Annotated in this window: 25 protein-coding genes; 1 reads left to right on the forward strand and 24 read right to left on the reverse strand. The window is 32.0% G+C overall.

Annotation, left to right across the window (positions count from 1 at the left end; all coding sequences use genetic code 11):
- Nucleotides 1–2: 2 nt before the first annotated feature.
- The 6 genes from dnaJ to lepA all read right to left on the reverse strand — a co-directional run bounded on the left by dnaJ (nucleotide 3) and on the right by lepA (nucleotide 7,989).
- Complete coding sequence (gene dnaJ, locus JVV30_RS05410; protein WP_070854950.1) at nucleotides 3–1,136, reverse strand: molecular chaperone DnaJ; 1,134 nt, start codon at nucleotides 1,134–1,136, stop codon at nucleotides 3–5.
- A 151-nt stretch (nucleotides 1,137–1,287) separates the two neighbouring features.
- Nucleotides 1,288–3,123, reverse strand: coding sequence for a molecular chaperone DnaK (dnaK, locus tag JVV30_RS05415; RefSeq protein ID WP_053029528.1), 1,836 nt, complete (start codon nucleotides 3,121–3,123; stop codon nucleotides 1,288–1,290).
- A gap of 51 nt (nucleotides 3,124–3,174) precedes the next feature.
- Nucleotides 3,175–3,801, reverse strand: coding sequence for a nucleotide exchange factor GrpE (gene grpE / locus JVV30_RS05420; RefSeq protein WP_053029529.1), 627 nt, complete (start codon nucleotides 3,799–3,801; stop codon nucleotides 3,175–3,177).
- A 31-nt stretch (nucleotides 3,802–3,832) separates the two neighbouring features.
- On the reverse strand, nucleotides 3,833–4,810 hold the full coding sequence (gene hrcA / locus JVV30_RS05425) for a heat-inducible transcriptional repressor HrcA (RefSeq protein ID WP_204193626.1): 978 nt from the start codon (nucleotides 4,808–4,810) through the stop codon (nucleotides 3,833–3,835).
- A 101-nt stretch (nucleotides 4,811–4,911) separates the two neighbouring features.
- Nucleotides 4,912–6,033 (reverse strand): radical SAM family heme chaperone HemW, encoded by a 1,122-nt coding sequence (gene hemW / locus JVV30_RS05430; RefSeq protein ID WP_070854948.1) that lies wholly within the window; start codon nucleotides 6,031–6,033, stop codon nucleotides 4,912–4,914.
- Nucleotides 6,034–6,165: 132 nt separating this feature from the next.
- Nucleotides 6,166–7,989, reverse strand: a complete 1,824-nt coding sequence (gene lepA / locus JVV30_RS05435) for a translation elongation factor 4 (protein WP_070854947.1) — start codon at nucleotides 7,987–7,989, stop codon at nucleotides 6,166–6,168.
- Nucleotides 7,990–8,324: 335 nt separating this feature from the next.
- Between lepA and rpsT the strand changes: the two genes are divergently transcribed.
- On the forward strand, nucleotides 8,325–8,576 hold the full coding sequence (gene rpsT, locus JVV30_RS05440) for a 30S ribosomal protein S20 (RefSeq protein ID WP_053029533.1): 252 nt from the start codon (nucleotides 8,325–8,327) through the stop codon (nucleotides 8,574–8,576).
- 73 nt (nucleotides 8,577–8,649) lie between these two features.
- On the opposite strand, the gene holA is transcribed toward rpsT, so the two are convergent.
- The 18 genes from holA to JVV30_RS05530 all read right to left on the reverse strand — a co-directional run bounded on the left by holA (nucleotide 8,650) and on the right by JVV30_RS05530 (nucleotide 23,049).
- Nucleotides 8,650–9,624 (reverse strand): DNA polymerase III subunit delta, encoded by a 975-nt coding sequence (holA, locus tag JVV30_RS05445; protein ID WP_070854946.1) that lies wholly within the window; start codon nucleotides 9,622–9,624, stop codon nucleotides 8,650–8,652.
- 69 nt (nucleotides 9,625–9,693) lie between these two features.
- Nucleotides 9,694–10,425 (reverse strand): MBL fold metallo-hydrolase, encoded by a 732-nt coding sequence (locus tag JVV30_RS05450; protein ID WP_204193665.1) that lies wholly within the window; start codon nucleotides 10,423–10,425, stop codon nucleotides 9,694–9,696.
- A complete protein-coding gene (locus JVV30_RS05455; RefSeq protein WP_204193627.1) occupies nucleotides 10,368–11,801 on the reverse strand; it encodes a ComEC/Rec2 family competence protein in 1,434 nt (477 codons plus the stop codon). The genes JVV30_RS05450 and JVV30_RS05455 overlap by 58 nt, the downstream gene beginning before the upstream one ends.
- 69 nt (nucleotides 11,802–11,870) lie before the next feature.
- A complete protein-coding gene (locus JVV30_RS05460; RefSeq protein WP_204193628.1) occupies nucleotides 11,871–12,329 on the reverse strand; it encodes a ComE operon protein 2 in 459 nt (152 codons plus the stop codon).
- 70 nt (nucleotides 12,330–12,399) lie between these two features.
- Nucleotides 12,400–13,104: a helix-hairpin-helix domain-containing protein gene (locus tag JVV30_RS05465; RefSeq protein ID WP_070854943.1), complete on the reverse strand. Its 705-nt coding sequence runs from the start codon at nucleotides 13,102–13,104 to the stop codon at nucleotides 12,400–12,402.
- A 52-nt stretch (nucleotides 13,105–13,156) separates the two neighbouring features.
- Complete coding sequence (locus JVV30_RS05470) at nucleotides 13,157–13,882, reverse strand: class I SAM-dependent DNA methyltransferase (protein ID WP_204193629.1); 726 nt, start codon at nucleotides 13,880–13,882, stop codon at nucleotides 13,157–13,159.
- Nucleotides 13,883–14,236: a ribosome silencing factor gene (gene rsfS, locus JVV30_RS05475; RefSeq protein ID WP_053029538.1), complete on the reverse strand. Its 354-nt coding sequence runs from the start codon at nucleotides 14,234–14,236 to the stop codon at nucleotides 13,883–13,885.
- On the reverse strand, nucleotides 14,237–14,821 hold the full coding sequence (gene yqeK / locus JVV30_RS05480; protein ID WP_011275620.1) for a bis(5'-nucleosyl)-tetraphosphatase (symmetrical) YqeK: 585 nt from the start codon (nucleotides 14,819–14,821) through the stop codon (nucleotides 14,237–14,239). It abuts the gene before it with no gap.
- Nucleotides 14,811–15,389 (reverse strand): nicotinate-nucleotide adenylyltransferase, encoded by a 579-nt coding sequence (locus JVV30_RS05485; protein ID WP_053029539.1) that lies wholly within the window; start codon nucleotides 15,387–15,389, stop codon nucleotides 14,811–14,813. Before JVV30_RS05485 ends, yqeK begins: the two co-directional genes overlap by 11 nt.
- Entirely contained in the window at nucleotides 15,390–15,680 is a 291-nt protein-coding gene (yhbY, locus tag JVV30_RS05490; RefSeq protein WP_016930857.1) for a ribosome assembly RNA-binding protein YhbY, read from the reverse strand. It lies immediately after the preceding gene.
- A gap of 1 nt (nucleotide 15,681) precedes the next feature.
- Complete coding sequence (gene aroE / locus JVV30_RS05495) at nucleotides 15,682–16,488, reverse strand: shikimate dehydrogenase (RefSeq protein ID WP_204193631.1); 807 nt, start codon at nucleotides 16,486–16,488, stop codon at nucleotides 15,682–15,684.
- Nucleotides 16,489–16,500: 12 nt separating this feature from the next.
- Entirely contained in the window at nucleotides 16,501–17,601 is a 1,101-nt protein-coding gene (gene yqeH / locus JVV30_RS05500) for a ribosome biogenesis GTPase YqeH (RefSeq protein WP_204193632.1), read from the reverse strand.
- A complete protein-coding gene (locus tag JVV30_RS05505) occupies nucleotides 17,602–18,129 on the reverse strand; it encodes a YqeG family HAD IIIA-type phosphatase (RefSeq protein WP_053029542.1) in 528 nt (175 codons plus the stop codon).
- Between the two features lie 23 nt (nucleotides 18,130–18,152).
- On the reverse strand, nucleotides 18,153–18,839 hold the full coding sequence (mtnN, locus tag JVV30_RS05510) for a 5'-methylthioadenosine/S-adenosylhomocysteine nucleosidase (protein ID WP_204193633.1): 687 nt from the start codon (nucleotides 18,837–18,839) through the stop codon (nucleotides 18,153–18,155).
- Between the two features lie 363 nt (nucleotides 18,840–19,202).
- Nucleotides 19,203–20,459: an NRAMP family divalent metal transporter gene (locus JVV30_RS05515; RefSeq protein ID WP_053029544.1), complete on the reverse strand. Its 1,257-nt coding sequence runs from the start codon at nucleotides 20,457–20,459 to the stop codon at nucleotides 19,203–19,205.
- Between the two features lie 12 nt (nucleotides 20,460–20,471).
- Nucleotides 20,472–21,224, reverse strand: a complete 753-nt coding sequence (pxpA, locus tag JVV30_RS05520; protein WP_070854938.1) for a 5-oxoprolinase subunit PxpA — start codon at nucleotides 21,222–21,224, stop codon at nucleotides 20,472–20,474.
- Nucleotides 21,224–22,585: an acetyl-CoA carboxylase biotin carboxylase subunit gene (locus JVV30_RS05525; RefSeq protein ID WP_070854937.1), complete on the reverse strand. Its 1,362-nt coding sequence runs from the start codon at nucleotides 22,583–22,585 to the stop codon at nucleotides 21,224–21,226. The genes pxpA and JVV30_RS05525 overlap by 1 nt, the downstream gene beginning before the upstream one ends.
- A gap of 14 nt (nucleotides 22,586–22,599) precedes the next feature.
- Nucleotides 22,600–23,049, reverse strand: a complete 450-nt coding sequence (locus tag JVV30_RS05530) for an acetyl-CoA carboxylase biotin carboxyl carrier protein (RefSeq protein ID WP_204193634.1) — start codon at nucleotides 23,047–23,049, stop codon at nucleotides 22,600–22,602.
- Nucleotide 23,050 lies beyond the last annotated feature (1 nt).

The following is a 23,050-nucleotide window of genomic DNA, read 5'->3' on the forward strand; positions in this document are numbered from 1 at the left end:
AGTTATTCTCCTTTAAAGAATTTGCGTGCTCTATCTTTAAAATTAGATGGCTGTTCTTCAATTGACTCACCATTTAATTCAGCAAACTCTCTCATAATTTCTTTTTGTCTATCTGTTAATTTTGTAGGTGTAACTACTTTAATATTAACAAATAAATCACCATGACCATATCCATGAACATTTTTAACACCTTTATCTTTTAAGCGGAATTGCTTACCAGTTTGAGTGCCAGAAGGAATAGTTAACATTACGTTTCCGTTAAGTGTTGGAACTTTTATTTCATCACCTAGTGATGCTTGTGGGAAACTAACATTAAGTTTGTAATAAAGATCGTCACCATCACGTTCAAATTTGTCAGACGGTTTTACTCTAAATACGACATATAAGTCACCATGAGGTCCGCCGTTTTCTCCTGGTGTTCCTTCACCGGCAAGTCTGATTTGTTGGTCATTATCTACACCTTCAGGTACAGTTACTTCTAATTTAACTGTTTTATTTTCGGTACCTTTACCATGACAAGTTGGACATGGCTCTTCGAATTCTTGACCTGTTCCATCACATTTTGGACATGTTTGTTGCGTGCGTACACGGCCTAAAATTGTATTTTGTTCTACTGATACGTGACCTGCGCCGTTACAATAACTACATGTTTTTTTACTAGTACCTGGTTTAGCACCATCACCTTTACATGTATGGCATGTCACATCTTTACGAATTGAGATTTCTTTCTTAGTTCCGAAGACAGCTTCTTCAAATTCTAGAGTCATCGTATATTGTAAATCGTCACCTTTTCTAGGTGCATTAGGATCTCTTTGACGTGAACCACCAAAGAATGAGCTGAAGATGTCTTCAAATCCACCTCCGCCAAATCCACTAAAGTCTTGGCCGCTAAATCCTTGGCCACCAAAACCACCTTGAGGTCCATCATGGCCAAATTGGTCATAATTTGCTCTTTTATTATCGTCGCTTAGAACTTCGTAAGCTTCTGAAATCTCTTTAAATTTTTCATCTGCACCCTCTTCTTTATTGATATCAGGGTGATATTTTTTTGATAGTTTGCGATATGCTTTTTTGATTTCATCTTTAGATGCGCTTTTACTTACACCTAAGACTTCATAATAGTCTCTTTTAGCCACGACCATCTCTCCTTAACTTAATTATTTAATATGTTTAAAAGAACGAAGTTATAAAAGAAAAAGTCAAAGCCAATGTTCAATTGACTTTGACTTTTTGGCTTACATTCATAATAGTTTGCTAATATAAGCATACACTATAAACGCTTAGCAATTATTTTTTATCTTCATCATCTTTAACTTCTTTAAATTCAGCATCTTCAACATTACTATCGTTTTGAGTTTGTTGAGCACCATCTTGTGCTTGTTGCTGAGCTTGTTGAGCTTGTTGATATACTTTTGCTGATAAATCTTGAATTACTTTTTCAAGTTCTTCTTTTTTCGCTTTAATATCTTCGATGTCTTGTCCTTCAAGCGCAGATTTTAAAGCATCTTTTTTGCTTTCCGCATTAGATTTATCTTCTTCACTAATATTGTCGCCAAGGTCAGTAATTGTTTTTTCAACTTGGAATACTAAGCTATCTGCTTCATTTCTTAAATCTACTTCTTCACGACGTTTTTTATCTGCTTCAGCGTTTTCTTCGGCATCTTTAACCATACGATCGATTTCTTCATCAGAAAGCGCAGAGCTTGATTGAATAGTAATATTTTGTTCTTTATTAGTACCTAAGTCTTTCGCAGTAACATTTACGATACCATTTTTATCAATATCAAATGTTACTTCGATTTGTGGAACACCACGTGGAGCTGGTGGAATATCAGTTAATTGGAATCTTCCTAATGTTTTGTTATCAGCTGCCATTGGACGTTCACCCTGTAATACGTGAATATCTACTGCTGGTTGGTTATCAGCTGCAGTTGAATAAACTTGAGATTTTGAAGTTGGGATTGTAGTATTACGTTCAATTAACGTATTCATACGTCCACCCATAATTTCAATACCTAATGATAATGGTGTTACGTCTAATAATACAACATCTTTAACATCACCAGTGATAACGCCACCTTGAATCGCAGCACCCATTGCTACAACTTCGTCTGGGTTTACACCTTTATGAGGATCTTTACCGATTTCTTTTTTAACAGCTTCTTGAACTGCTGGGATACGTGTTGAACCACCAACAAGAATAACTTCATCAATTTCAGAAGTTGATAAACCAGCGTCTTTTAATGCTTGACGAGTTGGTTCCATAGTTCTTCTGATTAATGAATCAGCTAATTCTTCAAATTTAGAACGAGTAAGGCTAATTTCTAAATGTAATGGACCACTTTCACCAGCTGAAATAAATGGTAATGAAATTTGAGTTTGTGAAACGCCAGATAAGTCTTTTTTAGCTTTTTCAGCAGCGTCTTTCAAACGTTGTAATGCCATTTTATCTTGAGATAAATCTACGCCATTTTCTTTTTTGAATTCAGACACTAGGTAGTCAATAATTACTTGGTCAAAGTCATCACCGCCAAGTTTATTATCACCAGCAGTTGATAGTACTTCGAATACACCGTCACCTAATTCAAGAATAGATACGTCAAACGTACCGCCACCTAAGTCGAATACTAATACTTTTTGGTCTTGATCAGTTTTATCTAAACCATATGCTAATGCTGCAGCAGTAGGTTCGTTAATAATACGTTCAACTTCTAAACCAGCAATTTTACCAGCATCTTTAGTTGCTTGACGTTCAGCATCATTGAAATATGCAGGAACTGTAATAACAGCTTTATCTACTTTATCTCCTAAATAACTTTCAGCAGTGTTTTTAAGGTTTTGTAATACCATAGCTGAAATTTCTTGAGGTGTATAAGATTTACCTTCAATATCTACTTTATAGTCAGTCCCCATATGACGTTTAATTGATTGAACAGTGTTTGGATTAGTGATAGCTTGACGTTTTGCTACTTCACCAACTTGTGTTTCACCATTTTTAAATGCTACAACTGATGGTGTTGTTCTAGCACCTTCTGGGTTTTGAATTACTTTTGGTTCATCGCCTTCTAATACAGCTACACATGAATTTGTTGTACCTAAGTCAATACCGATTACTTTACTCATAATAAAATTCCTCCAATTTTAAAAATTTTGATATATGGTATTTTCGTCAATTTATTGATTTACTTTTACCATTGATGGTCTTAATACTCTATCTTTTAACTTATAACCTTTTTGTAATTCTTGAGTAATATCACCAGATTTGAAATCTGGATTATCATCTTGAACTACTGCTTGGTGGAAGTTAGGGTCAAAAGCTTGACCTTCTGTTTCAATTTCTTCTAAACCATTATCTTTAAGTGCTCTTAGTAAACTTTCGTGTACCATTTGAACACCTTTTTGAAGTGATTTAAATGATTCATCATCACCTTCAATTTGTAGTGCACGTTCAATATTATCAATCGTTGGTAAAATATCCGTTAAAACACGTTGAGATTGATAAGTTTTATTTGTTTCATTTTCTTTCTGAATTCGTCTTTTATAATTTTCGAATTCAGCGTATAATCTTAAATATTTTTCTTCATTTTCATTAGCTTTTAATTGTAATTGCTGAATTTCTTCATCTTTAGGATCAACTGCAGTTTCTTCAGAACTTTCTTCGTTCGAACTGTCGTTAGATGAATTATCACTATCAGAAGTAGTATCTTCAACATTTTCAACTGTTGATGTTTCTTCGTTCTTTACTTCTTGTTCTTCAGTATATTCAGAATTACTTTTTACTGATTCATCTTTTTCTGTCATTTTTTACCCTCCAATATAATTACAATTAAAATCACCATATTTGGTTAAGTAATTGAATCACATTCTGATAACGCATTGCTGTAGGTCCAATAACCGCAATTTGACCTTTCAATGAATTGTCGAAGTGATATTGACTCGTTACAATCGATATATCACTAAGGCTTTCATCAATCTCTTTTCCAATCTTAACGTTAATATCATTAGTTGAAATTGTCTGTAGTAATTCAGTGATTCTTTCAGATTCTAGATATTGCAAAATTGGTTGAATTGACGAAACATTAGATTCATTTAACGCATCAATTAGTTTAACCTTTCCACCTAAGAAAATGCTATTACTTTGTTTGCTAATATGAGAATTTATCATCTTAACAATGTCATTAATGAATTGATTTTCTTCATTTGAGTTCGCGAAAGAACGAATTTTATCTGATAGTTTAGCGCTTATTTCTATATTATTATTACTAATAAAATTAGAAATGGCGATTAATCTATTGGATGATAACTCAAGTGAAGAATTCAAGTGAAAATGCTCAACATGACCAGAATTATAAATAATTACTAAAATCATGATTGAATCATTTGCCTTAATTAAATGAACATTATTAATCATTTCTTCACTATGTTTTGGACGAACAACTAATGTTGCATAATGAGATTTCATTGATAACTCATTTGCGAAGTAACTTAATGCTGAAGAAATATCATAGTGATTCTCAATCAATAGTTGATTTAAACGTTGTATTTTATTTTTGTTTTGACGAGAGGTTTGTTTTAACAATTGATCGACATAAAGTCTAAACCCTTCTTCGGAAGGTGAACGCCCTGAAGAAGAATGCGTCTTCTCTACAAAGTTCAAATCTTCAAGTTGCTTCATCTCATTCCTTATTGTTGCAGGACTGACATCTAAATGATGTCTATCAATTAAAGCTTTAGAACCTATAGGTTGTCCTAAATCAACATAATCTTCAACAATTGCATTTAAAATGCTTAATTGTCTTTGTGTAATCATGTTTTCACCTCATTAGCACTCTTTTGTCCTAAGTGCTAATTATAATTTATCAAATTGGTCAAAGTAAGTCAACGTTAAAGCCTTACTTTTTTAATTTTTTATTAGTTTAGTAAGAAAGCCTCAAATACTTCGTTTCCTATAACCTTTCCTCTTGGGGTTAGTGAGATATTTCCATTCATTTCAATTAGAAGGTGTCTTGATTTTAAATCTTTAACCGTTTCTCCAAATATTGCATCAAGTGATTGACCAAATTTCAACTCGAAACGTTCGCGATTTACACCTTGATTCATTCTCAGACCTAAAAACATTTCTTCTTCCATCTTTTCATTCAAGGTTGGTCGATTAGAAGTTAGTATAGGCCGTTTGCCATCATTAATTGCATTAATATAATGTTGAACCGGATTTAAATTTGTATAGCGTTCGCCTTCAACGTATCCACTTGCACCTGCTCCAAAACCGTAATATTCTTCGTTTAACCAATACACTTTATTATGTTCAGATTCATGATTCGTTTTAGCAAAGTTAGAAATTTCATATTGCTTAAAGTCGGTTTGACTTAATGCTTTCATTAGATATTGGTACATTTCAGCACCTAAATCTTCATTTGGTAATTTTAGTTTCCCTTTTCGATACATATTATAAAACTGTGTCTTAGGTTCAAGTATTAAACCGTAACTTGAAATATGGTCAATATCCATATTGATTGCTTGATTTAAGCTGTCTGCAAAATCCTCTATCGTTTGTTCAGGTAAATGATACATTAAATCAAGGCTTATAGAATTGATACCAGCTTTCCTAGCATTATTTACTGCATTATAGATATCTTGAGTGTTATGTGTTCGTCCTAATATTTTTAATAGCTCTGGTTTAAATGTTTGAACACCCATTGAAATACGATTAACACCATACTGTTTAAGTAACTTTACTTTATTAAAAGTTAGTTCATCTGGATTTGCTTCAAAACTGAACTCTCCATTGATTGAAAAAGTTGAAGTAATAGCTTGTAATAATCTTTCAAGTTGCATGTCATTCAGTGCTGTTGGCGTACCTCCTCCAACGTACATTGTCTCAAGGTGTTTTGTTTTACTAAACGACATTTCTTTTATTAATGCGGATAAATATTCATCTACTGGCTGTTTATCAATATAATATTTATTAAAATCACAATAAGTACAAATTCTGACACAAAAAGGTATGTGTATGTACGCACTTTTAACTTCCAATGTTACACCCCTTCTATAACTTAAAAAAAGAGATTGAGACTTAGTAATATAAGTTAGTAGTTTCTTTATCAATAATATTCATTATTGTTATGGTATCTACCAATTTATATTCGTCTCGACCTCTTTTATGTTCTATTCATCATCCATTTTTAGTACAGCTAGGAATGCATCTTGTGGAATTTCAACACTACCAACTGCTTTCATTTTCGCTTTACCTGCTTTTTGTTTTTCGAGTAATTTACGCTTACGACTAATATCCCCACCATAACATTTAGATAAAACATTTTTACCCATTGATTTAATATTAGTTCTTGCAACGATTTTTTGTCCAATTGCAGCTTGCACTGGAACTTCAAATTGTTGACGCGGAATAAGTGTTTTTAATTTTTCAACTAATGCTTTGCCTCGTTCATAAGCAAAATCTTTATGAACGATAAAGCTTAGTGCATCTACTTTATCACCATTTAATAAAATATCCATCTTCACTAAATTACTTTCTTTATTTTCAATAAACTCATAATCAAACGAAGCGTATCCTTTAGTATTAGATTTAAGTTGATCGAAGAAATCAAAAACAACTTCAGAAAGTGGTATTTCATAAACGATATTCACTCGAATATCATCTAAATAATCCATATTAATAAATTGACCACGTTTACGTTGACACAACTCCATTACTGCTCCTACATAGTCATTCGGAACCATCATGGTCGCTTTCACATAAGGTTCATAAATCGCATCAATTTTGTCTCTTTCTGGCATTTGTGCGGGATTATCTACTGTGACTTCTGAACCATCTTTCATTACACATTGATAAATAACTGATGGCGCAGTAGCAATTAATTCAATGCCAAATTCTCTTTCAATGCGCTCTTGAATAATTTCCATGTGAAGCATGCCTAAAAATCCAGTTCTAAAACCAAAACCGAGTGCTTGAGAAGATTCTGGTTCAAACTCTAATGACGCATCATTTAATTGTAACTTTTCAAGAGCTTCTCTTAAATCATTATAGTCCTTGTTTTCAATTGGGAACAAACCACAATAAACCATTGGGTTCATTTTTTTATATCCTTTTAGCGGTGCTTCAGCTGGTCTGTTTGCATGTGTTATCGTATCACCTACACGTGAATCATCGACATTTTTGATACTTGCAATAATATAACCAACATCACCTACAGTTAGTTCTTCAATAGGTAATTGTTTAGGTGTGTTGATACCTACCTCACTAACTTCAAATTCTTTACCTGTTGCCATCATTTTAATTCTATCTCCAGCTTTAACAACGCCTTCCATCACGCGAATTGATGAAATAACGCCTCTATAAGGATCATATTCTGAATCGAAAATTAAAGCTTTTAATGGGGCGCTTGGGTCACCTTCAGGTGGTGGCACTACTTCTACAATTTTCTCTAAAATATCTTCGATACCAATATTTGATTTAGCACTAGCAAGTACGACATCATCTTGATCTAAACCAATCACATCTTCTAATTCTTGTTTAACCCTTTCAGGTTCAGCGGCAGGGAGATCGATTTTGTTAACGACTGGTAATAATTCTAAATCGTTATCAAGTGCTAGATACACATTTGCCAATGTTTGTGCTTCAATACCCTGTGCTGCATCTACTACTAAAATTGCACCTTCACATGCAGCTAGGGATCTAGAGACCTCATATGAAAAGTCTACGTGTCCTGGTGTATCAATTAAATGGAAAGTATAAGTTTGTCCATCACTTGCTTCATATTTTAATCGTACGGCATTTAATTTGATTGTAATACCACGTTCTCTTTCAAGATCCATTGAATCTAATAATTGATCTTGCATTTCTCTTGTTTCTACAGATTTAGTATTTTCTAATATTCTATCTGCTAATGTTGATTTACCATGATCAATATGAGCAATAATAGAAAAATTTCGTATATTTTCTCTTCTGTTATAGCGTTCTTGCATATCCATAGCCTATCATTCTCGCTTTCATAAAATTAGCCCGTATATGTATACATCTTTGATATGATATCGTTTTTAATGATTAATTGCAAACGTATCCTTACTATTAAATGTTAAAACATGATTATAAAATCACTTGCGTTAGTCGTATATAATTTTAGAATATATACTCATTATAAAGTGTTAAAGTGGGCATTCCAACAGTAATTATGATTTAATTGAGATTTTAATTATGCTATATTTAATTAAGGATTGCACAAATATGTTAGTTTTGATAAAATATTTCTTGTTGTAATCAAAATAAAATTTGATATGCTTAAGATCACTTTTAGGAGGTGACAGTAATGCCAAATATTAAATCTGCTATTAAACGTGTTAAAACAACTGAAAACGCAGAAGCTCGTAATATTTCACAAAAAAACGCTATGCGTACTGCTGTGAAAAATGCTAAAACAGCAATCAACAATAACGCTGATAACAAAGCTGAATTAGTTAACTTCGCAATCAAATCAGTTGATAAAGCTTCACAAAGTAACTTAATTCACTCAAACAAAGCTGATCGCATTAAATCACAATTAATGTCATCAAGTAAATAATGTGTAAAAAAGCGCGGAACTATGTTCCGTGCTTTTTTGCATTTAAATATATAACTAGGGATTGATTACAAATTTAAAGGGATAGAATAAATAACTCAAGTATTAGTTGTTTGTCCATATATGACGACTTTAGTTTGTAATCTGTTTCTGCGCAGTTATCTATTATATTTAATAATTCTTTTAACTCATAATAACGAACTTGATTTAATGCTAACTTAACTCTATATGGATGCACATTAATTGTTTTAGCAATCTGTTGCCCACTATACCCTTTTTGAGCTAATATTTTACATTGGTAATACAATCTATAGTTACTTGTAATAAGTGCAAGTAATTTAATAGGTTCCTCTTTCATAACGATTAAATCTTTTACAAGTTGTATAGCTTTGTCTTTTTCATTTTTTTGAATATATTCTGTTAATAGAAAAACATTTTGTTCTAAGCTTCTGTTAATAATTAAACTTACATCATTTTTATTAATAGTAGATCTGTCACCTAAGAATAAAATGAGTTTATCTAGTTCTTGAGAAACGATATTGAAATTCACACCAGTTAATTCAATAAATAGGTTTAGCGCATCTTGCTTTATATCTTTGAAATTCTCATGTAGTTGATTTTGAATCCAGGACTTAATTTCTTGTTCTGACATTTGTTCTACTTTGGTTAGATTACTGGTCTTTTTTAATGATTTAGTTAATTTCTTTCTTTCATCTAATTTATTGCTATAGATTTCAAAAATGACTAAATTATCACCATCATACTTCTCTAAAAATTCTATAACTTGTTCATTGTTCGGCTGTAAATCTTTATTAACTTTTTCGCCAGTAAATATAAATGAATTTTTAACAACAATTACTTTCTTTTCAGATATAAATGGCATTGTTAATGCCTCTTCAATAATTGTCGAAATATTTGTTTCATAAAGGTTAAATTTTATAAAATTAAAGTCATCTCTGTCCTCATTTAAGAATGCATTTGTCAGTTCGTTACTTTTCTTTTCTACTAATTCAGGCACTTCACCATATATAGCCATAATATTGTTTGTCATAATTGTGAACTCCCTTTTAAAATATCAAACATTGATAATTATATCATGCTTGGGTAAAGCGTCACCAGTTCAATCAATTTGATTAGATGTAATATTCATATTGTGATCCAAATCTATTGTTATTTCTCCAACGTCTTGAGTGTTCAAAATTTTACTGTTTACCGACTTTAACGTCTGCAACGTTTCTTTATTTGGCAAATGATATTTATTGTTTTTACCACTTGAGATAATACTAATAGTCGGTTTAATAGACTTTATAAATACTTCCGAACTACTTGTTTTACTTCCGTGATGTCCTACTTTCAATATATCCACGGTAGGAAGTTGATATAATTTCATCAATTTAGCTTCATTATTTTTCGTCGCGTCACCCAATAAAATCATTTTGTAGTTTTGATATTCAATAAGTAAAATAATGCTATGCTCATTTTTATCATCACTTGAAGGAATATCTCCGTGAAGGAATGAAATTTTACCGTTATTGAATTGGATAGAATCTATTTCTTTAGCATCTACTAATTGGATATTGTTATTTTTACACAAACGTATGAGTCTTGTTAGTTCTACTTCTGAATAGCTATATACATGAATATATAACTTTTTGATTCTTATGTGTTGAATGATGTAAGGTAGCTCGCCAATATGATCTGCATGTGGATGCGTAATAATTAAATGATCTATTGAGGTAATACTTTTACGTTTTAATGTAGGTAAAATATGATATTTGGCTATATTATGATTATCTATCGTACCTTCTCTAATTTCCTTACCACCACAGTTTCTTTCGTACTTGTTTGAAATATTAAACTATCCCCTTGCCCAACATTAAAAAAAGTAATTGTACTCATGTTAGGTTGGATATTAAAAATGCATAAAGATATAAACAAGACACATAGTAATACGAGTGATTTTATTTTTTTATGGCATAAAAAGATGAATATTAGTATTATCAATACTACAAAAAGCACATATTCAAAAGATGATTTAGGTGCAATAAAAACTTGATAAAATTTAAATTTCAAAAATAATTCTAAGAGGTAATCGTGTAAGATATATATTTTATTGAATATTGCACCAAATAAAGGTATATCATTAACAAAATGATAAGTAAAAAATAATAATATTGCTAATGGGAAAATAATAAAACTATATAAAGGAACAAATAGTATATTAGAAAATAAGCCTATCCATTGTAATTGGTTAAAATGAAAAATTGAGATGATTGAAGAAGAAAGCTGAGCTATTAAAGTAAGGATAATAATATTATTAAAAAAAGATAACTGTCTTATAAGTGGAAAGGAAACTAGAATAAAAAATGAAATAATAAATGAAAATTGAAAGCCTATATCATACAAATAGTCAGGTGTTATTAAAATCATAATGATAAAGATTAGACCTAAAATATCAATGGTCGACATTTTAGACTTATTAGAAATGAGAATGACGGTTATCGTAGCTAAAATTGCTCTCAATGCACTTGGTGCAAAATCGGTATAATATGCGAATATAATTAGAAATATGATAATTAAACCGTTAATAATCACTTTGGGTATATTAAGTCTAACTAGAGGTTGATATATAAGATAAGAAATAGTAGCAATATGCGACCCACTCACTGCTAATAAATGATAAATGCCTATGTCCTTGACCTTATCAATAAATTCGGTACTAATGCCATGGATATCACCACTAATTAAAGCAGTAATATATTCAGGATGCGATAGGCTTGAGTGAGCCAATTTTTGAGTAATATACGACGAATGCTTTTCAAATACATTTGAATTTTTAGTGATTTGGCACGTATTCGTGACTACTTTGTTAACAGAAACATAAGGGGTGTGATTTAAAACATTAACAATTTTACCTTTAATAACACATGATTTATTTTCAATGTCTTTTTCACTTAATTGATTGGTATTTAAGTGAAAAACGTACGATTGATCTTTGATAGTAAATTTACCTTTTAATTGCTTTCCTTGACGATCGATATTAGATCCAAATTCGACTTTGGTAAATATGTTAGGGTTTTTCTTGAAGAAATCATCTTTACTTATACTGTTTTCATAGTGAAAATGTTCAAAACTCACACCACAAAATACACAAATAATCATTATTAATATATGATGCATTTTAAATCTTCTTTGCGTTGAAATGATAACTAATAAAATAATAATCAAACACGACATTAATTTTAAATGTATCCATAGAATACCTATGAGAAAGGACAATGCAAAATAAATCATATATTAGTTAGTTAAATATTGAGCCACATTTCGAGCTGAAAAAGGTATTTTTTTGTATTCAATACCAGCTTGGTTTAATAATTGCAGCGCATATTCGTGATTGTGATAATCTTCAGCATAATATATTTGTTTAATGCCTGCTTGTATAATAGATTTTGTGCAATTAAGACATGGAAAGTGAGTGACATAGATAGTAGCACCATCTGTTGAAACACCCTGCTTAGTACATTGTAATAAAGCATTCATTTCGGCATGTATGGTTCTGATACAATGGCCATCTTCAATTAAGCATCCTTCATCAATACAATGCACCTCACCAGCAACAGATCCATTATATCCCCCTGCTATAATTCTATTGTCTTTTACTATAGTTGCCCCTACTGACAATCTTTGGCAAGTTGATCTTAGAGCAAGTAAATGGCTTTGCGCCATGAAATATTCGTCCCATTTTAATCTTTCCATTAAATTCACTCCGATTCAAATTTATTATCATTATTATAGAATATCTTTATATTTAAGCCAATCAACAAAGTTAGATTGTAATATAATCTTTAATCTTTTCGAAAGTTTTGTCACCGATGCCCTTGATATTTTTTATATCTTCTATTGAATGAAACTGGTTATTCTTTGACCTGTAATCTAAAATTTCTTTGACTTTTGTCGGTCCTACGCCTGGAATCTTAAGCAAATCAGTTTCACTCGCAGTATTCAAATTTATTTTGTCAGTAGTTAATGAATTTAAAGGTTTTGTATTACTACGCTTATTATTATCATCACTATGCGTTATAGTATTTTTCATTTCACTGGTGGATGGTATGTAAATCAATTTTTGATCTGTTAATTTTTCAGATAAATTGACTTGTGTCAAATCAGCATCTTTTTGTAATTTAGCTTTTTCTAATACATCTTTAATTCTATCTGACCCTTTCATTTTATATACATCAGGGTGCTCAACAGCGCCTTTGATATCTACAATTACCGTTTTATTTTCATCAATACCATTATTCAACTCATCTTTCTTAGTTGCATCATTAATATGTCTAGATGATTGATGTGTATTATTTTTTTCTTTTGAATTGCTTTGCGATGAAACGATTGGCATGTCATTGCTTGTTTCTTTAACAGGTTTAAGAAACATTAGTGTACATGCGATAGCTATTATAATGGTCAAAGTGATCATCAGTTGAAATTTCCATTGCTTGATAAATGCCAATAATTCTATTTTATCTTTAAACAAAAAACTCATCTCCTTATATATATAAACGTTTAAGGAGATGAGTTTACTTTATTTATTTATAAGCTACGATAAATAAACGATCGCCGTTTTCATCGTGATTATTGCGATTAAAGTCGATAAATGTTTCGAATGCTTTAAATCCAATTGTCTTTAATAAACTAATGTAAGTATCTTTTTCAAAGGTTCTTTGATAGTGCGATTCATCAAATCGCTGATAAGTATCATCAGTATTTTTTACAAAGAAACTCATGTCGTGATACACACTATAAGGTTCATCACCAACAATAGCTTCCCATGCTAAAAAGATTGACTCATTCTCATCAATGTAACATTGATTATGAAACAACGTATTCATCTTTTGAATAGTATGGACATCAAATATAAAAACACCAGTTTCTGATAAATGATTAAAAACATTGATAAATGTTTCATTTACATCTTCGATATCAGGTAAATAATTCAGTGAATCACAAAATATTGTTATTACATCAAATTTAGTATTGAATGAAAAATCGGTCATATCGCCTTCTAACCATGTTACTTGATTAGATTTATTAGCAGCAATGGAGAGCATCTCTGAGCTTAAATCCATTCCTGTAACCGAACCAATAGTACTTAGCTGAGCAGTTAAACTGCCAGTTCCACAACCAATATCAAGAATTTTCGGCTTATGACTGAGTTCTTGCGTATAATGGTTCACGATTTCAAACCACTTGTCATAAGGTTGATCTTGCGTAAGTTGATCATAAACTAAGCTCATTTCACCATATTGAGCCATCTAATATGCAACCTGCCCATATGATTCTATTGGCGCATCTTGATATAGCTTCTCAATATTATAATAATTACGTTCATCTTTATGGAAGATGTGGACCACAACATCTGCTAAATCAATTAAAACCCATCTAGCACTTTGATACCCTTCCATACGTTTTACATCAATAGCTTGTTCATGTGCTGCCTCTTTAACTGCTCTAGCAATTGATTGAACTTGACGCTCATTATTACCGTGACAAACAACGAAATAGTCTGTCATGTCACTGATACCTTTCATATTAAGAGAAACAATATCTTCTGCTTTTTTATTTTCTGTCGCATCGACAGCAATATTTAATAATTCTTCTGAATTCATTTAATCATCCTTTATCCTTTGATCACTATAATTATAATAGTTTAAACATGAAATCGTTGTGCCATAAACGGTTATATCCTTACTAATTAGGAACAGTACTGTTCGCTTAGAAATTTCATAAATTGTTTTATCTAAGCTACCTTGATTGTATGCCATATCTCTAATTTCTTCAACTCCTGGGGTTTTTCTTCCAGGCTCGATATAATCAGCAATAAACACAAGTTTTTCAGTTTTAGTCATTTCTTTTCGACCAGTTGTGTGATTCTTGATTGCAAGAAGCACTTCCTCGTCTTCAATACCAAATTCTGATTGCATGATAGCAGCACAGACTGGCCCGTGTAAGATTTCTCCACCATAACTTAATAGTTCACTATCTAAATCGTGTTGTCTCACAATTTGGTACATTGTGCTTAGGTCATCATACTTGCAATAATCATGCAATACACCCGCTAAGTTAGCTTTATCTTTATCACCATCATAAATTTCTGCAAGTTTTACTGCGGTTTCAGCTACTCTCAATGAGTGCTTAAAACGTTTCTCCGGTAGTTTATCTTTAACGAGTTCAATCGCTTTATCAATTTTCATAAAATCCTTCCTCTCTTATATAGTCGTGAATACTACGAGGAACCAAGATATTTATTGGTTGTTTATTTTTTACACGATTTCGAATCAATGATGAACTAATATCCATTCGCGGTATATTAACCGATATCATTGACTCGTCGACCTCTTGATAATTAACATCTCTGTTCACAATTACAAACGTAATGAGTTGTTTTAACTTTTCAATTTTATACCATTTATCTAATTGTTTATACTGATCTGTTCCGATAATGAAATAGATATCCGCATCTTTTTCATTATTAACGATATCTTTTAGCGTTTCATAAGTGTAACTTTGACCTTTTCTCTCAAGTTCAATTTCACATATTTCACCAAAACCTAATTCTTCAATAGCAAGTTGAATCATTTTGATTCGATATTTAGCATCTAAATAGTCATCATGCGTTTTCAAAGGTGCCATATAACTTGGTAAAAAATAAAATTTGTCAGGTTTAAGTTGATGATAGACTTCATTTGCAACTAATAAGTGTGCAGTATGAATTGGGTTGAATTGACCACCATAAAGCACTATTGATTTTTTATTCATCATTTATGGTAATGTGATTTCTTTATTATCAACTGATTCTCTATAAATGACAATCATCGAACCAATCACTTGAACAACTTCACTATTAGTTGCATCACTTAATGTTGACGCTAATTCATTTTTATCATCAAAGTTATTTTGTAACACATGTATTTTAATTAACTCGCGATTTTCAAGTGTATCATCAATCTGAGCAATCATATTGTCATTAATGCCTGCTTTACCAATTTGAAAAATAGGATCTATATTGTGAGCTAAACTTCTTAAATATCTTTTTTGTTTTCCAGTTAACATATTAAACTCCTTTTAATTTGTTTAGTACTGCATATTTCATTTCTAATATATTAGGCTGTTTGCCGGTCCAAATTTTAAAACTTTCAGCGCCTTGGTTTATGAACATATCCAAGCCATTATAAACCGTATTGCCTTTGAGTTCTGCTTCTTTTAAAAATTTAGTCTTATATGGAATATAAATAATATCACTAACGAGTGTACTTGATGATAAATTATCTAAGCTAATAACAATATCCTCGTTATTATTTAATCCAGCAGATGTCGTATTGATTATAATATCAAATTCATCTAAATATTGTTCTGCTTGTTCTAATGAAATTGCATTAATATCCATATCCCACGTCTCAAATCTACGCATTGTTCTGTTAGCGATTGTTAATTTGGGTTGTACAATTTTACTGAGTTCATTTGCAATTCCCTTACTAGCACCACCAGCACCAAGGATTAAAACATAAGCATTTTCTAAATCGGGATAAACTTGTTTCAAGCCCATCACATAACCAATACCATCTGTATTACAACCTATCCATTTATTATTAATAATTTTCACAGTATTAACGGCTCCAACAGCTTTTGCTTGGTCATCAATTTCATCCAGATAAGGAATAATTCTTTCCTTATGCGGAATCGTAACATTGAATCCATTAATATGGTTATCTTCAATAATTTGTCTAATATCATGGAAGTCTTGTGTGGGAATGTGCAACGCTTCGTATGTGTCTTCCATATTTAATGATTCAAAATTAACTTGATGCATGACTGGAGATAATGAATGCGATACGGGATCACCTATTACTGCATACTTCATAAATAACCCACCTTACATTATTGAATTTCTTAGGATTACATCAACATTTTTAGGGACACGTACAATAACTTTTGCACCTGCTTCAATCGTTATAAATCCTAGTCCTGATATCATTATGTCTTTCTTTTCCTTACCAGTTTCAAGACGTACAGCTTTTGTTTCACTCATGTCGAAGTGGTCAGGATTATTTGGTGGTGTCAAAACATTACCAATTTGATTACGCCATAAATCATTTGCCTTTTCCGTTTTAGTTCGATGTATATTCAAATCATTTGAAAAATAACAAACGAGTGGTCTTTTTCCACCTGAAACATAATCAATTCTAGACAGTCCACCAAAGAATAACGTTTGTCCTTCATTAAGTTGAAAAACTCTTTGTTTTATTTCATTTTTAGGCACGATTATTTTTAATTCTTTCTCAGATACATAGTGTGTCATTTGATGAGACTGAATAATACCCGGCGTATCGTACATGAATGTTTTTTCATCTAGAGGTATATCGATTAAATCTAATGTAGTTCCTGGAAATCTAGAAGTGGTTACAACATCTTTTTCGCCCACACTTTGTTCAATCAATTTATTTATAAGTGTTGATTTACCTACATTCGTAGTACCGACAATATACACATCTTGATTATGTCTATGCTTATCAATCGATGCTAATAAATCTTCGATTCCCCAACCTTTTTGTGCAGAAATAAGTATAACGTCGTCAGCTTCTAAACCATATTTTCTAGCAGTTTTTTTGAGCCACTCTTTTACACGACGTTTATTAATTTGCTTAGGTAAAAGATCTAATTTATTAGCGGCTAATATTATTTTTTTATTGCCTACAATTCGTTTCAAGGCATTGATAAATGAACCTTCAAAATCGAAAATGTCAACAACATTCACAATTATTCCTTGTCGGTCAGATAATTCATTGAGTAAATTTAAAAAATCTTCACTATCCATTCCGACATCTTGAATTTCATTATAATTTTTCAATCTGAAACAACGTTGACAAATAACGTCCTCTCTAAAAAGGTTATGTTCTGGAACATATCCAGGTGCACTTTTATCATCAGATTGAAGTTGTGCACCGCATCCAATACATTTTAATGTGTCATCCAATCAATTTTCCTCCCATGTGATATAGCCTTTATTTTTAAAGTAATTTAATAATCGACGCTCAATAATACGGTTGAATTTAGTAATAAATCCATCTGTACGTTTCACAGGCACAACCATAATTGTATATAAGCCATTACGATTACCACCAAAAACATCCGTTAACATTTGGTCTCCAATTACGATGGTTTCCTCAGGTTTGATATTCATTTGTTTGATGGCTTTTTTAAATGCTTTGCCCATAGGTTTTCTTGCTCTAAAAATGAAATCTACATTTAAGTCTTTAGAAAAGCTTGAAACTCTATCTTCATTATTATTAGATACAATAGTTATTGTAATACCTAATTCATTTGCTTTTTTAAACCATTGTTGTATTTCTATAGTTGGCGATTTTACATCCCACCCAACTAATGTATTATCTAAGTCTGTAATAATACCTTTAAAACCAGCCTTAGCTAATTTTTCAATATCGATTTGAAATACAGACTTAACGTAATCATTTGGCATAAAATATTTCTTTATTAATCCCATTTATTTATCACCTTTATTAATATTTATAAAACTTTAATGAGTGCTTCAACTATTGAACTTGATGATTTAGCAGCTTTACCGAGGAATTTCTCGAAAGATATATCTGCTTTACCATTCGCTAAATCGGATACTGCACGTGTCACGATAAATGGAACATGGAATTGGTAGCATGTCTGTGCAATTGCAGTTGCCTCCATTTCAACAGCCATAGCATTAGGAAATTGTCGTTTAATCGTTAAACGTTGCTCAACACTTCCAATAAAACTATCACCACCCACAATTTGGCCTATTTTAGCAGTGTAATTTTGTTGTTTAATAACTTGTTCAGCTAGGTTTAATAGTTCGTGATTTGACTCAAATTTAGAAGGCATTTGAGGTACTTGTCCAAATTCGTAACCAAATGCAGTTGCATCAACATCATGATATTGTACATCATTACTAATCAACATATCTCCTACAGATAAGCTTTCATCTAGCGCACCTGCCGATCCAGTATTGATAATGAGTCTAGGATTAAATTTCTCAATTAATAATGTTGTTGAAATAGCGGCATTCACTTTACCAATCCCACTTTGCGTTAAAACAACTTCTGTTGTATTTAATTTCCCTCTATAAAATTTAACATGTGCAACAGAAATTTCATTCATCTCTGTTAATTTATCTTTTAAAATAGCTACTTCTTCTTCCATAGCTCCTATAATTCCTATCATATTTACACCTCAGTCTTTATCTTAGCAATTGCTATTTTATCATATAATTTCATTCATCACGACAATGTTTCATCACTCCGTATTTAAAATAATAAATTCCTTACACATTCATCTCTTTTTATAAATTTTACTAGTGAAAAAGAGAATAAATTCTACAAAAAAAGAGTGAGATGGAATTCAATTTGAATTCAAAATCTCACCCTTCTTATGTGTAATTTAAATTGAGAAAAGCATACTACCACTAACTTCTTAGCTCAATATTTCATAGTGAATTTAATCAGATATTTTTATAAAAGTATTAATCTATAACCCAGAATTTTAAGCAAATCTAATGCAATATGTCTTATACCGTAGAAAAGCTATTTATCCTTTCCAAAGTGCAGCTAAATCTTGTAATGAGAAGATACCTGTTACAATAGTTACAATGACTGCTACAACACCAAAGATTAGCATCCATGTTGGATGTTTGTAATCTCCAACAATATCTTTTTTACGACTTGCAATAAGTATCGCTCCAAGTGTGATAGGTAAAATCCAACCATTAATTGCACCAGCAATAATAAGTAAACTAATAGGTTTACCAATAAATAGGAAAATTAACGTAGAAATTACGATAAAGACGATTACAATTAGATTATTTTTAGTTAATAATGATTTATGTAATGTTCTTAAGAATGTAGCACTTGTGTATGCTGAGCCAATAACAGAAGACATGGCAGCCGCAAAGATAACGACACCGAAAATATTCTTACCAATTGGTCCAATTGCATGTTCAAATACTGAAGCAGGTGGATTATCGGCACTTAATGTTACACCCGTTACAACTACACCTAATACTGCTAAGAATAATAAAGTTCTCATAATACCTGTTGTTAATATACCTGCAATTGCAGAGCGGTTTACAAATGGTAAGAACTCTTTACCTTTCATACCAGAATCTAAAAGTCTATGTGCACCTGCGAAAGTAATGTAACCGCCTACAGTACCTCCGACTAATGTAATAATAGGTAAAATTAATTTAACCGGCTGTTCTGGCGCGAATGTGTGTACTAATGCATCACCATATGGCGGGTTTGAAACTACCATAACATATGCAACTACGAGTATCATTACAACCCCTAAAATCATTGAAACAACGTCCATGATCTTTTGACCACTTCTACTAACAAAAATTAAAATAGAGAAAATAGCTGTAATTGCAGCACCCCATTTGATATCTAATCCAAACATGGCGTTTAAACCTAAGCCTGCACCAGCAATATTACCTATATTAAATGCAAGACCCCCAAATGCAATTAATATTGAAATTAATGTTCCTAAACCAGGCATCACCTTATTTGACACTTCTTGTCCACGTAAACCAGTAACTACAAGGACACGCCAAATATTAATTTGTGCGCCTATATCAATGATAATTGAAATTAATATTGCAAATGCAAAACTAGCATAAAATTCAGCTGTGAATACAGCTGTTTGAGTAAGGAATGCTGGGCCAATAGCAGAAGTTGCCATTAGGAATACAGAACCATATAATAATCGTCTGTGATTCTTCGTGAATTTAAATTCCTTCTCATTCGGATTTATTTCTTGATTTGGATTTTGGTTAAAGTTTTCTCCCATAATTGGTCCCCCTTATAAGGATTGAATATCAATGCCTTCTTTCGTTAATTTTTCTCTAATTTGTGATACAAATTCTAAAGCATGAGCTCCATCACCATGCACACAAATCGTATTTGCTTTTAGATTGATTTCTTTTCCGTTTTTGCTAACCACTTTGTTTTCAATAACCATTTTTAAAACTTGATCTAACGCTTCTTTAGTGTTAGTGATGACTGCATCTGCCTCTTTACGACTAACGAGTTGACCATTATCTTCATATCGTCTATCAGCAAACACTTCAGATGCAGTGCGTAAACCTAAAGCTTCGGCCTCAGTAATTAGTAATGTATTTGACAATCCTACTAAGACAAGTGAAGCATCAAAATCATAAACTGCTTGTGCAATAGCACGCGCAATATTTTGATCTTTAGCCCCCATGTTATACAGTGCGCCATGTGGTTTTACATGATTAATGCGCGTTTGATGTACTTTACAGAAACCATCTAAAGCACCTAGTTGATAGATAACTAAATTATAAATTTCTTTAGGTGAAATATCCATATTTCGGCGGCCAAATCCCTTTAAATCTGGTAATCCTGGATGCGCACCTATTCCAACACCATTGTCTTTAGCGAGTTTAATAGTGTCATACATCACATTTTCATCACCTGCATGGAAGCCACAAGCAATATTAGCTGAAGTGATTAATGGAATGATTTGATTGTCACCGCCAAATGAATAATTTCCAAATGCTTCGCCTAAGTCACAATTCAAGTCTATGCGCATTATAGCTCCACTCCTTCAATAATTTGATGTTTTTCAAGGAATTTAATATCTACTTCACTAGCATCATCATCTGCATATAATGGGTAATTTAAAACTGCGTATAAAAAGTCAGCAGTTGTTGTAAAGCCTTCAATTACCATTTCATCAAGCGCTACTTTCAATTTGTTAATCGCAGTTTGTCGATCCGTATCTTTAACTATAACCTTTGCGACAAGTGAGTCATAATATGGTGATACTTGGTATCCTGGATATAGTAAAGAATCAACACGAATATTGAACCCTTGAGGTAAATGTAATTTTTTTACTTTACCTGGCGTAGGTTGGAATTTCTTCTCTGGATTTTCAGCATTGATACGCGCTTCGATTACGTGACCATTGAATACGATGTCATCTTGACCGAATGGAAGTTTACCATGTTGCATTAAATACAGTTGCGCTTGTAATAAGTCTCTATCAGCACGCATTTCTGTAACAGTATGTTCTACTTGTATACGTGCATTCATTTCTATAAAGTAATGTGCATCTTTTGTAACTAAAAATTCTATTGTACCTGCACTTCGATAATTTGAAGCTTTGGCAACGGCAACTGCATCTGCACAAATTTGTTTTCGTCTTTCCTCTGTTAATGCTGCACAAGGAGACTCTTCAATTAACTTTTGATTTTTGCGTTGTACAGAGCAATCTCTTTCTCCTAAATGTACATAGTTACCTTTTCCATCACCAATGATTTGAACTTCCACGTGTTTGGCTACAGGTATAAAAGCTTCGACATATACTCTGTCATCATTAAAGTACTTCTGCCCTTCGCTTTTTGCTTCTTTTAATGATTTTTCAAGTTGTTCAGGTTCTTTAACGATACGGATACCTTTACCGCCACCGCCACTAGCTGCTTTTAAAACGACAGGGTAACCAATTTCATCAGCAAGTTGTTTAATTTCTTCCACTGAATTGATAGCAGCTGTTGATCCAGGAATGACAGGTACTCCTGCAGCGTCTACTGTTTGACGCGCAGTTATTTTATCACCCATCAGCTCCATTGTTTTTTTACTTGGACCTATGAAATGAATATCATTTTCTTCTACCTTTTCAGCGAAAGTTGTACTTTCTGATAAAAATCCGTATCCTGGATGGATCGCATTCGCACCTGTTATTTCAGCTGCGCCAATGATACGTTCAATATTTAAATAACTATCTAAAGGATTAGCTTCTCCAATACAAACTGCTTGATCAGCTAAGCTAACATGTAAACTTTGCTCATCTCCTTTAGCATATATCGCAACAGTCTCTATGCCCATTTCACGACAGGCTCTAATAATACGGACTGCAATTTCTCCTCTATTTGCTACTAAACAACGGTACATTTAGCTGTCCCCCTTTATTTAAGTTTAACTAGTACTTGATCATATTCAACATTTGTACCATGATCTGCTACTATTTCAACGACTTCTCCATCTACATCGCTTGTAATTTCATTCATAACTTTCATTGCTTCAACATAACCGATAATATCTCCAAATTTAACTTTATCTCCAACTTTAATTTGAGGATCAGTTAATTCTTTACTATCTTGTAAAAAGAATGTACCAACCATTGGTGAAACTATTTCTTTAGAAGCATCTTCATTTGAACTAGATTCGGCTTGTTGTTGATTATCATTATTCACAGCACTTGTACTTGCTACACTTTGATTAGCAGATTCACTGATTACTTGAGCGCCCTCTGTGAAGTCTAATTCTAGTTCACTTTTATTATCTTTAAATTTAAAGCGTTTTACGCCATTTGATTTAACTAAGTTAATAACTTCTTCAATTTTTTTAATATTCATT

Origin of the sequence: Staphylococcus sp. GDY8P47P (genome assembly GCF_016892225.1) — a bacterium.
Lineage (GTDB): Bacteria > Bacillota > Bacilli > Staphylococcales > Staphylococcaceae > Staphylococcus > Staphylococcus borealis.